Origin of the sequence: Burkholderia sp. BCC0398 (assembly GCF_902833245.1) — a bacterium.
GTDB classification, from domain to species: domain Bacteria; phylum Pseudomonadota; class Gammaproteobacteria; order Burkholderiales; family Burkholderiaceae; genus Burkholderia; species Burkholderia sola.
Window position 1 is genome coordinate 1 of sequence record NZ_CADFEM010000010.1, and the last position, 14,153, is coordinate 14,153.

Annotated in this window: 11 protein-coding genes; 9 read left to right on the top strand and 2 right to left on the bottom strand. The window is 65.1% G+C overall.

Features of this window, described 5'->3' with window-relative positions:
- Positions 1–239: 239 nt before the first annotated feature.
- The gene (locus tag HWX76_RS21740) at positions 240–1,643 is read right to left on the bottom strand and encodes a hypothetical protein (RefSeq protein WP_050012405.1); all 1,404 of its coding nucleotides are present in this window, start codon (positions 1,641–1,643) and stop codon (positions 240–242) included.
- A 343-nt stretch (positions 1,644–1,986) separates the two neighbouring features.
- Here HWX76_RS21740 and HWX76_RS21745 point away from each other — a divergent pair, with 343 nt between their 5' ends.
- From HWX76_RS21745 to HWX76_RS21780, 8 genes are all read left to right on the top strand, one after another.
- On the top strand, positions 1,987–2,625 hold the full coding sequence (locus HWX76_RS21745; protein ID WP_050012404.1) for a hypothetical protein: 639 nt from the start codon (positions 1,987–1,989) through the stop codon (positions 2,623–2,625).
- A 47-nt stretch (positions 2,626–2,672) separates the two neighbouring features.
- A complete protein-coding gene (locus tag HWX76_RS21750; RefSeq protein ID WP_050012403.1) occupies positions 2,673–3,239 on the top strand; it encodes a helix-turn-helix transcriptional regulator in 567 nt (188 codons plus the stop codon).
- 79 nt (positions 3,240–3,318) lie between these two features.
- Positions 3,319–3,900 (top strand): HD domain-containing protein, encoded by a 582-nt coding sequence (locus HWX76_RS21755; RefSeq protein ID WP_050012402.1) that lies wholly within the window; start codon positions 3,319–3,321, stop codon positions 3,898–3,900.
- Between the two features lie 881 nt (positions 3,901–4,781).
- Complete coding sequence (locus tag HWX76_RS21760) at positions 4,782–5,684, top strand: DUF3658 domain-containing protein (protein ID WP_235356164.1); 903 nt, start codon at positions 4,782–4,784, stop codon at positions 5,682–5,684.
- 43 nt (positions 5,685–5,727) lie between these two features.
- Positions 5,728–6,486, top strand: a complete 759-nt coding sequence (locus HWX76_RS21765) for a DsbC family protein (RefSeq protein WP_176016326.1) — start codon at positions 5,728–5,730, stop codon at positions 6,484–6,486.
- A 331-nt stretch (positions 6,487–6,817) separates the two neighbouring features.
- A complete protein-coding gene (gene macA / locus HWX76_RS21770) occupies positions 6,818–7,999 on the top strand; it encodes a macrolide transporter subunit MacA (RefSeq protein ID WP_050012400.1) in 1,182 nt (393 codons plus the stop codon).
- 2 nt (positions 8,000–8,001) lie between these two features.
- Complete coding sequence (locus tag HWX76_RS21775) at positions 8,002–10,050, top strand: MacB family efflux pump subunit (protein ID WP_089489590.1); 2,049 nt, start codon at positions 8,002–8,004, stop codon at positions 10,048–10,050.
- A gap of 6 nt (positions 10,051–10,056) precedes the next feature.
- The gene (locus HWX76_RS21780) at positions 10,057–11,436 is read left to right on the top strand and encodes an efflux transporter outer membrane subunit (protein WP_050012398.1); all 1,380 of its coding nucleotides are present in this window, start codon (positions 10,057–10,059) and stop codon (positions 11,434–11,436) included.
- A 51-nt stretch (positions 11,437–11,487) separates the two neighbouring features.
- Here the strand turns inward: HWX76_RS21780 and HWX76_RS21785 are convergent, their stop codons facing one another.
- Entirely contained in the window at positions 11,488–13,026 is a 1,539-nt protein-coding gene (locus tag HWX76_RS21785) for an MFS transporter (RefSeq protein ID WP_176016327.1), read from the bottom strand.
- A gap of 185 nt (positions 13,027–13,211) precedes the next feature.
- On the opposite strand from HWX76_RS21785, the gene HWX76_RS21790 reads away from it, so the two are divergent.
- Positions 13,212–14,132: a LysR family transcriptional regulator gene (locus HWX76_RS21790; RefSeq protein ID WP_050012396.1), complete on the top strand. Its 921-nt coding sequence runs from the start codon at positions 13,212–13,214 to the stop codon at positions 14,130–14,132.
- Positions 14,133–14,153: the final 21 nt, after the last annotated feature.

Here is a 14,153-nt window from a genome sequence, read left to right on the forward strand (position 1 = left end):
GCTCTTATCTGCCCAAGGTCATGAACACGATATCTCTAACGCACCGCTCGCAACGCCCGTTTACACCGTTCCGAATTTCAACAGCCTGCTAGCACCAGCGTCAGCGCGGCGGGAGTCTGGATGCGCAACGCTCTCGTCTCGTTCATCGTTGTCGTCCGTGGGTTTTTATCGCGGGCAATCTCGCCGGGCCGCACGGTGGCGCCCCTTGTGATGCCGGGCCCTCATCCGGCGCCACGCGTTCACTTCATCGACGCCGCCTCCGATCCGCCGGGCGACAGCGCCGCACTGTCCTGCTCGCGCCACGCGCGGCGCGACGCCATGATCGCGCTCACCGCCGAGCGCGCGACCTTCCACCACGCGAACGGACGCGGATCGGCGAGCATGCTGAGCGCGCGCGCATAGTCGAGCGTGAGCCCCGGCGTCCACGCCATCGTCACCGCGCGCTTGCGGATCTGGGCGGCCACCCACAGCTCGGGCGTGAGCAGCAGCCGCACGAACGCGCCCCACCCGGCCCGCGCGCCCTTCAGCCGCCACACGGCGCCGTCGAGCGCGGCCTCGAGCGCATTCGACACGGTGCTCGAGCAGTTGCGGTGCGTGAGGTTGTACGTCGTGTTCTGCCGGTACGACGACCAGAACGCATCGAGCTTGGCCGGATCGTAGTTGCGGATACGCACGCGCACGGTCGACGGGCACCACGCTTTCGACTCGGTCGCGTAGTCGGGCTGGAACAGGCCGGGCACGTCGTTCTCGCGCGTTGCGCGCAGGATGCGCGTGAATTCGTCCGGAGAGCGATCGATTTCAACGCCCGGATACAGGCTGATGTAGATGCCCTCCGGCGATTCCAGCGCCGCATGCCCGGTCGAGATCACGCCGTTGACGTCCACCGCCGCGATATAGCGGTCGATCAGCGGATAGCGCTGCGCCTCGGCCTTCGACGTGCCGGTCGGTGTCCATACGTGCACGGTGAGCGCCCGCTCGCCGTCGGCCGGCGGGCCGTCCCATTCGGATTGCGCGAACTGCGGCAGGCCCTGGGCATCGTCGAGATCCGGCGCGAGCGCCGGCGCGGGCGACGTCGCGAACGCCGGGTTGCGCGTCAGCCGCCGCACGCGTGCGGCGAGGCTCAGCAGGTGCATGCCGCCGAACATCAGCAGCAGGCCCAGGCAGTACGGCACGGTGCCCGCGTAGTGTGTCGGGTACGGCTGGAAGAAGAAGATCGCCAGGAGTATCTCGACGACGCCCCACGAAAACGCGACGTGCCAGCGGCGATAGCGCACCATCCATGCGGATGTGCACTGCAGCAGCCCGTCGACGAGAAACAGCGTGCCGAAGATCATCGACAGCAGGAAGTGGCCGTGATGATGGCCGGCAAACACGAGCCCCGCGGCCACGACGACCGCGATGCCCTTCACGTAGCGCAGGATGCGCTGCCCGCCGACCCCGCTGCCGGCCACCGCGAGCGTCGCGAGCCCTTCGATCAGGAACAGCCACGCGAACAGCTCGATCGGGAAATGCAGCGCGCCGTCGAGCGCGTCGACGAAAATGCCGACGCCCGCGACGACCCACAGCCAGCCGAGCACGGTCAACCCGCGCCAGCGGGTTCGCAGATATTCGATGCCCAGCAGCAGCAACACCAGTCGTACCATCGCGCCCTCGTATCTTTTTCGGGACACGCGCGGCCTCGCGCGCCCTGTCGTGTCGACCGCGCATCGGGCGACGCGCCGGCCGGAAGACGGTCATCGTTGCCGGCGCATCATGTCGTCGACATGATCGATGGCGGCCGGCACGCGCCGCTCTGGCCGAATAATAAGATATGGCGGGATAGGTTGAAAGCGTCGCGGAAACGTTGTCGATGGCGCGGATGCGCACGGCGGCCCGCTGCCGCGGCAGCTTTCCGGTTCGACAACGTGCGGTGGATACGCGAGAATCCGGCTTCCGAGGGCGAAAGCCACTGAACTGAACCGAACCGCACAGACGGGACAACAAGAAATGAGCCTATCCATCACGCGCCGGCGCCTGCTGGCCGCCGGCGTCGCCGCGAGCAGCGTTGCGCTGTCGGGGTGTTTCACGCCGAAGCTGTACAAGAACGACGCGTACAGCGAACGCGTATCCGCGTTCATGATGACCGAAGACGGCAAGAAACTGGTCGTCCTCGGCACGCGCTACCATTACATCTTCGATCTGCCGGCCCGCTTGCGGCCCGTCCTGCTGTCCGGCTACCGCAAATCGGTACGCACGACGTTCGCGGACTTTCATGCGAGCGGCGGCAGCGTCACCGGGCATTACCGGATCGTGCTGCCGAAAGACGCATCGGACGACGATCGACAAGCCGCCTCCGCCGACGGCTTCGTCAGCGAGCCAGCCGGCCTCGTGCTCGAAGGCGACATCGACGGCAAGCGCTACTCGACGGAAGGCTTCGTCCAGAAGGACAACGCGGCCGCGCAACCCTTCAACCGCCCGTACTCGGTCTACATCGTGGAATCGCCGTCCGTCGTCGGCATGGGTCTGCGGATTCTCGCGACGCCGATCACGGTGGCCGCCGACGGCGTACTCGTGCTGGGCGGCATCGTGCTCGTGCCGTTCGCGGCCATCGCGATCCAGGCAAGCGGCGGCATCCGGATCATGTAACGGTGCGGTAACCACGCGCCTGGCACGACCGCAACAGGAGCATCGCCATGACCGCCTCACCGCTTCATTCGTTCTCGCTCGGCCCGCCACTGAAGCGCTGGCGCGCGCTGCACCGCGTGAAGCAAAGTCACGCGGCCGAACTGTTCGGCGTCGCGCAATCGACGATTTCGCGCTGGGAGGCGGGCCTCCAGCAGATGTCGCCCGACGAGCGCGCGACGGCCGAACGGCTGCTCGCCGCGCGCATCGATTCGGCGGGCGACCGCGCGCTCGCGCGGCTGATCGCCGGCAGCGCGGGCCGCATGCATCTCGTCTGCGATCTCACGCACCGGCTGCTGGCCAGTTCGCCGGCGCGCGCGGCCGAATTCTCGCAGCCGCTTTCGATGCTGCTCGGCACGTCGCTGTGGCGCTACGCGACGCCGGAAATCGTCCGCATGGAAGCCGCGCTCGACCCGCTCGGCTGGCACGATCGCGCGGGGCCGCCGAGCGTCGAGTTCGATACCGGCGCGAATGCGTCGCGCGTCGTGCCGATTCGCGGCAGCCGCTGCCGGTGGACGCGGATGACGCTGTCGGACGGCTCGGCCGTGCGGCTCGTGGAAACGCTCGACGCCCTCTGACGCGCCGCGCATATTTCATGCGTGGACGCAGCGTGGCCGGCCCGCTTACGCTTGGTGGCTCATCGCAAAGACGCCGACCATGAATCCCGACACGATCCACGCGCGGCTCGCTTTCCTGCGCGAAGCCGAACGCCTGAAGAACGTGCTGCGCAGCGGCTACACATCCGCCGGACGCGCGGAAAGCACGGCCGAGCACAGCTGGCGGCTGGGCCTGATGGCGCTCGTGTTCGCCGACGCGTTGCCCGGCGTCGACACGCTGAAGCTGCTGAAGCTGTGCGTCGTCCACGACCTCGGCGAGGCGCTGCACGGCGACATCCCCGCGATCGAGCAGGCCGCGCACCCCGACAAGAGCGCACACGAACGCGACGATCTGCTGACGCTGACCGCGTCGCTCGACCGCACGCTGCGCGACGAGATCGTCGCGCTGTGGGACGAATACGAGGCGGCCGCGTCGCCGGAGGCCCGCGCGGCGAAGGCGCTCGACAAGCTCGAAACGATCCTGCAGCACAACCAGGGCAGCAATCCGCCCGGTTTCGACTATGCGTTCAACCTCGGCTACGGCCGGCGCTACACCGACGCTACACCGCTGTTCAGCGCGATCCGCGAGATCGTCGACGCCGACACGCAGCGCAGGATCGACACGGGCGGACGCCGCGCGTAAGCGTGCGGCACGGCGCTAGCGCGAGGCATCCTGTTGTCGTACCCGTCGCCGACTGTTCGGTACATCCGTAGTCACTAGCGGCGCGCGAACCCCTCCACCCGGAAGCCATGTTCGACTGACACGACTGGCAAAGCCGCCGCGCGTCGCATTCGGCACCAGCACGGACGGGCTACATATCTGCCCGCCTTCCCTACCATACACCCCTACGCGAACGCCATCTGTTCGATGCCTTCGCCTCCTCCGGGCAGTCCGCCCGCTGCTGTTACCGGACCGGACACAACATCCACGCCATTCCCCAACGGCACTCCAATTTCCTGCCCCGGATAAGCAAAACCCCTTGGCCCTGCCGCTCGCGAGAATTCCGAGTCAACTCGGATTGCAATTGGCAAACGCCAACCAGTCCGATTTGACAAATTTAACAAAAATGACAATCGGCAACAATTTGATTATCTAAAAAAATAAATCCCTGAAAAACCACCGATCGAAAAATTAATCTATCAAACACAGGAATACTAAATTGAAATCGGCAAATAAATCTCAAAAACATACCCGTTGCATCAAGCAGTCATTGTCTTTCCTCAACCCGCCACAAAGGAGGCTTCGATGCATTCCAAGCAACGCTTCTTCACTCGAAAGGCCACCAGGTCGGCTGCAGTCACCTTTGGCATCGTCATTGCCTTGCTTCATCCTGGCAGTGCTGCAGCCGATGGGCTTGCGAGCAAAATCCTCGAGGGCCCGAACACTTCCAATCAACGAGCATTCACAAGTTGCTCTGTTTTCTACACAATGTGCATTCAGCGATACGGCAGCAGACCCGGTGGCACGGCTGGCATGACACGATGCGCAGATTGCTTGAATAACTGCAATCGCTCGAATGGATGGTGGCCGATGATCAGCGGTTGTGCCGTATAACGACAGTGATGTGCTTCGTCGCGAGTAGTTATGTCGATGGCGGTCAACCGAGCCAAAATCCACCGTTCGCTCGCGACGAGGTTGAAATTTCTACCCGAAATCAAGGCATACCAATGCTCCGAAACAACGATTACCAAAATTTGATCCACGCATCATTCTCGGACATCACGTCCAACGTCATCGCATCCGCAATTTCGGAAGGGCAGTTGATGGGGTCACATGTTCTTATTGGCGGAAACTGGCACCTCGGCCCTCTCAAAGAACGCAACATCTCGACACTGTCGGCGTGGTTTTCCGATATTTTTGGATATATCCCAAACGACTTGACTATCGACACCCCAATCATCCCCACCCACGAGTCGATCAAAATATGCGCATGGGTAAGTCCCTTATCATCAATCGAATACGCGAATTTCATACACTGGATAAGTCATGATACTCCACACGATTTCCTGTTGATTTCGGTCTCAGAAAAGTGCATCCATTCGGCTGCGGAGAATTTCTTCGATCTCGCCGAGCTTCTCGGCAATGCAGTTGAAATAAAATCGAACGATGTCAGTCCCTATATCACAGAATGGGGTTCCCTGGTTGAGGAAAATGCCGATTTCAGAATGATCAACGAAATTGGAAAAATTCAATCATTCCGATCTACAGATTTCGATGAATACATCATCAATTCCATGACCAGGAAGTGGGAGCCCACGCCGATAGTAGTATTGCGCATAATAGAAACAATCCACTCGGAAGGACATGATTTTCCGGGAGACATTTTTCTCTATCATCGACTCGAGAAATTCTTCTTGAATGGCATCATCGAGAAACAAGCTGAAGTCAGCATCACGCAAACACAGATACGAATTGCAAGTTCCTGACATCGCCATTCCTCAGATGTGAAAATTTCATCTTCCACACGTCATGCCGAATAATCTACAGCTCCTCCTGACATCACTATTTACAATTGCGCTCGCAACAGCGCACACCGAAGCAGCTGCCGCCGATGTAGAAGCGAACTTGCAACGAAAATTGCAAGCCAAGCTCCCCGAACTGAAGATAGAGCACGTTGTCCGGTCAAAAATCGACGGACTGTATGAGGTCACTGCAAATTCCCAAATTTTCTACAGCAATTCATCGGCATCGCACATTATTATCGGCAGCCTGTTCGACACCAACAGCCAGGAAAACATAACAGAAACACAACTCAACAAGATTAACAGCATAAACATCAATGACCTTCCATTTCAATACGCCATCAAACAGAAAAATGGAACCGGAGAGCGCGTGATTGCTACATTCTTCGATCCGAACTGCTCGTTTTGCAAGAAAATGAGTCCCGAGCTAGGCAAGGTTCCCAACGCAACCGTATACATTTTTCTGTATCCAATTCTTTCTACCGACTCCATCATCAAATCCGAAGTCATTCTGTGCGCCGACAACCGACTCCAAGCATGGAAGCAATGGGTCGAAAGAGGGAAAACCACCGTCCCCCGCAAGCGTTGCCAGTCCATCATCACGAAAGAACTCCTTTCACTGGGAAAGAAGCTCAACATCAAGGGAACACCCACCACGTTCCTGCCTTCCGGGGAAAGAGTCACGGGATTTATTTCCGGGAAAGACTTGGCTGACAAGATTGATCGCAATAACCACGTTGAGCCTAGAACCCCATCCCGCCCCTGAAGTTTGAAGGGTCATTCCGCGATCACGGTAGCGTGGATTGAGCCCGGATGACGATCCTCTCCGTACCCTTGTATTGACCTGCCATTCCATGAATTGAAACACCGACAGAGCTCGGCAGCCCCCGTAGAACTGCCGGCACAATTCAGCACAATTCCTACACGAATTCACGAAATTACCTCAATTATCATGGCCGCCTGACCCGAACCTGCACCGCCGCGCGGTATCCATCCGACTCCTGTATCGATCTGCACTGCATGCCACGATTGCAGGACCACCCTGATTGGCCGCCCACGCCGCCGACGCCCGACTCATCCATGCCGTATGTATTCTCATGAATAAGAAGATCCGCCGCCGGCTCACCGTGCTGGCCATCAGCGGTGCCGCCATTGCCACCGCTGTTGTAGCAATAACGATAGCCACACCAAACAAGCACCCGCAATACCTGTCCGCGCCCGTCACGCGCGGCGATCTCGAAAACGCGGTGCTCGCGACCGGCGCGCTGCAGGCGTTCAGGCAGGTCGACGTCGGCGCACAGGTGTCGGGGCAGTTGAAGACGCTGAAGGTCAAGCTCGGCGACAAGGTCACGAAAGGCCAGTGGCTTGCCGAGATCGATCCCGTGATCTCGGAAAACGCGCTGCGCCAGGCGCGCGCCAGCGAAGAAAGCCTGCGCGCGCAGCAGCAATCGGCGGCCGCGCAGCTGACGCAGGCCGAACTCGCATTCCGCCGCCAGCAGGCGATGCTGCCCGACGACGCGACGTCGCGCGAATCGTTCGAGGCCGCGAAGGCGACGCTCGACGTGCAGCGAGCCACCGTTGCGTCGCTCGCCGCGCAGATCCGTTCGGCGCGCATCCAGATCGAGACCGCGCAGGCCAACCTCGGCTACACGCGCATCGTCGCGCCGATCGACGGCCAGGTCGTCGCGATCGTCACGCAGGAAGGCCAGACCGTGATCGCGCAGCAGCAGGCGCCGGTGATCCTGAAGCTCGCGAATCTCGACACGATGACCGTGAAGGCGCAGGTGTCGGAAGCCGACGTGATTCGCGTGAGCGCCGGCCAGACCGCGTATTTCACGAGCCTCGGCGAACCGGACAAGCGGCACTACGGCAAGCTGCGCGCGATCGAACCGGCGCCGCAGAACTACGCCGACGCGCAAAGCCCGCTCGGCGGCGGCGGCGCGAAGCCGAACGCCGCGGTGTTCTACAACGCGCTGTTCGACGTGCCGAATCCCGAGCACCGGCTGCGCATCGCGATGACCGCGCAGGTCAACATCGTGCTCGGCGACGCGCGCAACGCGCTGATCATTCCGGCCGCCGCGCTCGGCGAGAAGCGTAAGGACGGCACCGTCGCGGTACGCGTGCTGCGCGCCGACGGCAGCACGGAAACGCGCCATGTCCGCATCGGCATCAACAACAACGTGCGCGTCGAAGTGCTGGCCGGCCTGAAGGACGGCGAGCGCGTGGTGATCGGCGAAGCATCGGCGGACGAACGCGTACCGCTGTCGGACGTGGTGTAACGATGCGCCAGCCCCTGCTCAAACTCGCTGCCGTCACGCGTCGCTTTCCGGCTGGCGACAAGGACGTCGTCGTGCTGAACAACGTCAACCTGTCGATCGATGCGGGCGAGATCGTCGCGATCGTCGGCGCGTCGGGGTCCGGCAAGTCGACGCTGATGAACATCCTCGGCTGCCTCGATCATCCGAGCGAAGGCACGTACACGGTCGGCGGACGCGACACGCACATGCTCGACAGCGACGAGCTCGCGCAGCTGCGCCGCGAGCACTTCGGCTTCGTGTTCCAGCGCTATCACCTGCTGCCGCACGTCGACGCGGTCGCGAACCTCGAAATGCCGGCGATCTATGCGGGCACCCCGCGCGCCGAGCGGCACGCCCGCGCCCGCGCGCTGCTCGCGCGCCTCGGCCTCGCGGATCGCGCGCATCACCGGCCCGGGCAACTATCCGGCGGCCAGCAGCAGCGCGTGAGCATCGCGCGCGCGCTGATGAACGGCGGCCAGGTGATCCTCGCGGACGAACCGACCGGCGCGCTCGACACGAAAAGCGGCCAGGACGTGATCCGCATCCTGCACGAGCTGAACGCGCTCGGCCATACGATCGTGATCGTCACGCACGACAAGGCCGTGGCGCGCCATGCGCGGCGCATCATCGAGATCAGCGACGGCGAGATCGTCGCCGACCGGCCGAACCGCCACTACGCGGAAGCGCTCGCGGAATCTAGCGTCGGCGCGGACGCAACGCCAGCAACGCCCGAAACGGTAACCGACACGCCGCCCGCACCGCCTTCCGAAGATGCACCGCCGCCCGCCAGCGCTGACACCGACATCGCCCCGCGCACCCGCCGCTTCGCCGCCGGCACCGGCCGCTTCGCCGAAGCGTGCCGGATGGCGTGGATCGCGCTCGTATCGCACCGGCTGCGCACGCTGCTGACGATGCTCGGCATCATCATCGGCATTACATCGGTCGTGTCGATCGTCGCGGTCGGCGAAGGCGCGAAGCGCTACATGCTCGAAGAGATCGGCAGCATCGGCACCAATACGATCAGCCTCTATCCGGGTACCGACTGGGGCGACAGCCGCGCGGACACGATCCAGACGCTCGTGCCCGCCGACGTCGCCGCGCTCGCCGAGCAGCCGTACGTCGACAGCGCGACGCCCGAAACGTCGCGCACGCTGCTGCTGCGCTACCGCAACGTCGACGTCCACGCGCTCGTGAGCGGCGTCGGCGACAGCTATTTCCAAACGCGCGGGATGCGTTTCGCGCTCGGCGTCCCGTTCGACGACGATGCGGTGCGCCGCCAGGCGCAGGTCGCGGTGATCGACCAGAACACGCGCCGCAAGCTGTTCGGCGCGACGCGCAATCCGGTCGGCGAGGCGATCCTGGTCGACAACGTGCCGTGCGTGGTGATCGGCGTGACCGCCGACAAGAAAAGCGCATTCGGCAGCGTGAAGAGCCTGAACGTATGGGTGCCGTACACGACCGCGAGCGGGCGCCTGTTCGGCCAGCGCCATCTCGACAGCATCACCGTGCGCGTGCGCGACGGGCAGCCGAGCGCCGCGGCCGAGAAAAGCCTCGAGAAGCTGATGATCCAGCGCCACGGCCGCAAGGATTTCTTCACGTACAACATGGACAGCGTGGTCAAGACCGTCGAGAAAACCGGCCAGTCGCTGACGTTGCTGCTGTCGCTGATCGCGGTGATCTCGCTCGTGGTCGGCGGGATCGGCGTGATGAACATCATGCTGGTGTCGGTCACCGAGCGCACGCGCGAGATCGGCATCCGGATGGCGGTCGGCGCGCGCCAGTCCGACATCCTGCAGCAGTTCCTCGTCGAGGCCGTGCTCGTATGCCTGCTCGGCGGCACGATCGGCATCGCGCTGTCGTTCGGGCTCGGCGCGCTGTTCTCGATGTTCGTCGCGCAGTGGAAGATGGTGTTCTCGGTCGGCGCGATCGTGACCGCGTTCGTGTGCTCGACGCTCACCGGTGTGATTTTCGGGTTCATGCCCGCGCGCAACGCGTCGCGGCTCGATCCGATCGATGCGCTCGCGCGCGACTGACGAAACATGGCCCTCACGCATTCCTCCCCGCTTCACCGTCTCGGCGCATTCGCGTGCGCGGCCGCGCTGCTCGCCGGCTGCGCGGGCGCGCGCCACGATCCGCTGCCGGCCGTCGCGATGCCGGCGAACTGGGCCGCGCCGGTCGCGTCCGACGCGCCGGCCGCCACGCGCGACTGGTGGCGCAGTTTCGGCGATCCGCAACTCGACGCGTTGATCGACGACGCGCTGCGCGCCAACAGCGACCTCGCGATCGCGGCGATCCGCGTGTATCGCGCGCAGTTGCAGGCCGGGCTCGCCGATACGAACCTGACGCCCAACGTGACGCTCGGCGCGAACGGCGCCGTGTCGCGTACGCTCGATACGCATCGGATGAGCCGCTCGAGCGGCGTCAATGGTTCGCTCAGCTACGAAATCGACCTGTGGGGCCGGCTGGCCGCGCTGCGCGATGCCGCGCACTGGGAAGCCGACGCGACGGCCGCCGATCTCGAGGCCGCGCGGCTGTCGCTGATCGGCACGACCGCGGCGCTGTACTGGCAGATCGGCTATCTGAACCGGCAGATCGCGCTCGGCGACGCGAACATCGCGTATGCGGAGCGTACGCTCGCGCTGGTCCGGTCGCGGCACACGGCTGGCGCCGTGTCGGGGCTCGACCTCGCGCAGGCCGAACAGAGCCTCGCCGCGCAGCGCGCGGCGCAAACGCAGCTGATCCAGCAGCGCACCGAGAACCGCCACGCGCTCGCGATCCTGTTCGACCGGCCGCCGCAGCAGCGCGCGGCCGAACCGGCGGCGCTGCCCGACGCGGCACCGCCCGACGTGGCGGCCGGCTTGCCGGCCAGCCTGCTCGGCCGGCGCCCCGACCTGCGGGCGGCGGAATTCCGGTTGCGCGAGTCGCTCGCGCAGGTCGATGCGACGCGCACGAGCTTCTATCCGACCTTCACGCTGACCGGCAGCGCCGGCACGACGAGCACGAGCCTCGAGCGCGTGCTGACGAACCCGGTCGGCACGCTCGGGCTCGGCCTCGCGCTGCCGTTCATCCAGTGGAACACGATGCAGTTGCAGATCAGGGTGTCGAAGACGCAGTACGAGGAGGCGGTGGTCGGGTTCCGCCAGCGGCTCTACACGGCGCTCGCGGAAGTGGAGAACGCGCTGTCGGCGCGCGTGCAGCTCGAACGCGAAGCCGAACAGCGCGCGCTGTCGCTCGCGCAGGCGCAGCGCGCCGAACGGCTGGCCGCCGCGCGCTTCGTGGCCGGCGCGACCGCCGTGCAGCCGTGGCTCGACCAGCAGCAGGTGCTGAGGAGTGCGCAAAGCGCCGACGAACTGACACGCCTGAACCGGCTCAACAACCAGATGAAGCTGTACCGCGCGCTCGGCGGCGGGACTTCCTGACCGGCCGTCACACACCACACGCCACACGTCACGCGCCACACGCCGGCCGCGTCACTCGCACACGGCCGCCCCGCGCCGCGCCGGCGCGAACGCCACCGCGCTCGCGGTCGCGAGCACGGCCACGCCCGCCGCGCCATACACCATCACCCAGCCGAAGCCATGCACGAGCGCCGCGTGCAACGCCGCGCCGCTCGGGTCGGCCTGCGCGAGCGCCGGCGCAAGCGCCTGCAGCCCGTCGGTGCGGCCCGATGCGATTTCCTGCGCGAGCCGGCGCAGCGCCGCGTCGCCAATCGCGCCCGCCGGGCCGCCCTTCAGGCTCGCGACGATCCCCGCCACCAGCACGAAGCCCATCGTCGCGATGTTCAGCGCGAGCGAGATCATCCGTGCGCTCATGTCGATGCCCGACGCCATCCCGGCCCGCGCACTCGGCACCGCGCCCGTCGTCGTGTTGGTGACGGGCGTGTTGGTCAAGCCGAGCCCGATGCCGGCGATCGCGCAACCCGGCAGCATCGTCAGCCAGCTCGCAGGGTCGGCCGCGCTGCCGAGCCGCATCAGCACGAAGCCGGCCGCGATCGTGAACAGGCCGGCGGGAATCACGACGCCCGGCCCGTAGCGCAGCGCGAGCCGTTCCCCGACCGGCGGCACGATCAGCGTCGGCAGCGTGTACGCGAGCAACGCGAGGCCGGCCGTCACGCTGTCGTAGCCGAGCGCGACCTGGAACCAGATCGGCAAGTAGATCATGAACGGCCAGAAGCTGAAGTTCATCCCCATCGAGCCGAAGATCGCGCCGGTGAACGCGCGGATCCGGAACACCGAGAAGTCGAACATCGGCCGCGCGCTGGCGCGCTCCGCGATGACGAAACCGGCCAGCGCGAGCACGGTCGCACCGAGCACGCCGAGGCCGGCCGCGCTCGTCAGCCCGAGCTCAGCGCTTTGGGTGATGTAGAACGCAAGCCCGAGCACCGCGAGCGACAGCGTGACGATGCCCGCGACGTCGAGCGTGCCCGCATGCGGATCGCGCGATTCCCGCACCGCGCCGCCGATCAGCACGAGCGCGACGGCCGCGAGCGGCGCATGGACGAGGAACACCCACGGCCAGCTCGCGAGCGCGACGATCGCGCCGCCGACGATCGGCCCGAACCCGAGCCCGATGCCGAACACGATCCCCCAGATCCCGAACGCGCGGCCGCGCTCGCGCCCTTCGCGAAACTGGTGCGACAGCACGGCGATCTGGCAGATCAGCATCGCGCCGCCGCTCGCGCCCTGCAGCAGCCGGCCCGCGACGAGCACCGGCACGTTCGGCGCGAGCCCGCACAGCAGTGACGTCGCGCCGAACAGCACGGTGCCGATCACGTACACGCGCTTGCGGCCGAACCGGTCCGCGAGCGTGCCGGCCGCCATCAGCACCGTCGTACAGGCGATCGTGTACGCGTTCATGATCCACTGCATGCCGTTGAAATCGCCATGCAGCACGTGTTCGAGCGTCGGCAGGATCACCGGCACGCTCGATATCTCGAGGCCGAACATCAGCGACGTGAGACAGACGGCCGCGAGCGCGACCGCATTCCTGCGGGAGTCGGATAGCGTCATGCGTATTGCGCGGCGGCCCGGCGACAGGCCGCGCGCCTCCAGGTCAGTAGGATTCGCCGCGTGCGGCCGGCAACGCACGCTGAGCGGGAATCGGTACTATAGTGAGAATTCATCTCCCCATTGACGCACGCCTTTCCATGCACTGGGGAATATCAGGACCCAATCGACGCAACACCTCACCCACGATGACCGACAGACTCGACGGCGTCACGACCTTCGTCCAGGTCGTGGAATCGGGCAGCTTCGCGCTGGCCGCGGAGCGGCTCGACATCACGCGCTCGGCGGTCGGCAAGACGATCGCGCGGCTCGAGAAGCGGCTCGGCGCACGGCTGCTGCAGCGCACGACGCGCAGCCAGAGCCTGACCGACGACGGCCAGGCGTACTACGACCGCTGCGTGCGCGCGCTGGCGGAGCTGGAAGCGGCGGAAGCCGATCTCGACTGCGGCCGCCACGAGGCGCGCGGCAAGCTGCGGCTGAGCGTGCCGCTCGCGTTCGGGCACCACTGCGTGACGCCGATCGTGCTCGACCTCGCGCGCCAATACCCGCATCTGCGGATCGACGTGTCGATCACCGACCGCTTCGTCGATCTCGTCGAGGAAGGAATCGATCTCGCGGTCCGGATCGGCACGCTCGCGGACAGCACGAGCCTCGCGGTGCGGCGGCTCGGCACGCAATACGGCAGCCTCGGCGCGGCGCCGTCGTATCTCGCGCGCTACGGGACACCGAAGACGCTCGACGACCTGAAGCACCACCGGACGATCGCGTATTCGCGTTCGGGCGTGGTGCAGCCGTGGGATTTGCGCGCGCCGGACGGCTCGACAGTGCGGATCGACATGCCGCATCAACTGAGTTTCGACGACGTGCAGGCGATCGCCGCGGCCGGTGCGTCGGGGTTCGGGATCGCGTGGGTGCCGAGCTGGCTGCTCGACCATTACGTGAAGCGCGGGGAGATGGTGGTCGTGCTCGATCGCTGCTTCGTCTGCGAAGGCGACATTCACGCGATCTGGCCGAAGACGCGCTACCTGCCGCGCAAGACGCGCTGCGTGATCGACGCGCTCGCGCAGGCGATTCCGCCGATGATCGAGCGCCCGGACGACGCGCGCTGAGATGAGTGGAAGCCGACGCGC

Excerpts from the sequence above, each read along its gene's own strand:
- HWX76_RS21740 (WP_050012405.1), bottom strand. The coding sequence starts at position 1,643 with ATGGTACGACTGGTGTTGCTGCTGCTGGGCATCGAATATCTGCGAACC.
- HWX76_RS21745 (WP_050012404.1), top strand. The coding sequence starts at position 1,987 with ATGAGCCTATCCATCACGCGCCGGCGCCTGCTGGCCGCCGGCGTCGCC.
- HWX76_RS21750 (WP_050012403.1), top strand. The coding sequence starts at position 2,673 with ATGACCGCCTCACCGCTTCATTCGTTCTCGCTCGGCCCGCCACTGAAG.
- HWX76_RS21755 (WP_050012402.1), top strand. The coding sequence starts at position 3,319 with ATGAATCCCGACACGATCCACGCGCGGCTCGCTTTCCTGCGCGAAGCC.
- HWX76_RS21765 (WP_176016326.1), top strand. The coding sequence starts at position 5,728 with ATGCCGAATAATCTACAGCTCCTCCTGACATCACTATTTACAATTGCG.
- macA (WP_050012400.1), top strand. The coding sequence starts at position 6,818 with ATGAATAAGAAGATCCGCCGCCGGCTCACCGTGCTGGCCATCAGCGGT.
- HWX76_RS21775 (WP_089489590.1), top strand. The coding sequence starts at position 8,002 with ATGCGCCAGCCCCTGCTCAAACTCGCTGCCGTCACGCGTCGCTTTCCG.
- HWX76_RS21780 (WP_050012398.1), top strand. The coding sequence starts at position 10,057 with ATGGCCCTCACGCATTCCTCCCCGCTTCACCGTCTCGGCGCATTCGCG.
- HWX76_RS21785 (WP_176016327.1), bottom strand. The coding sequence starts at position 13,026 with ATGACGCTATCCGACTCCCGCAGGAATGCGGTCGCGCTCGCGGCCGTC.
- HWX76_RS21790 (WP_050012396.1), top strand. The coding sequence starts at position 13,212 with ATGACCGACAGACTCGACGGCGTCACGACCTTCGTCCAGGTCGTGGAA.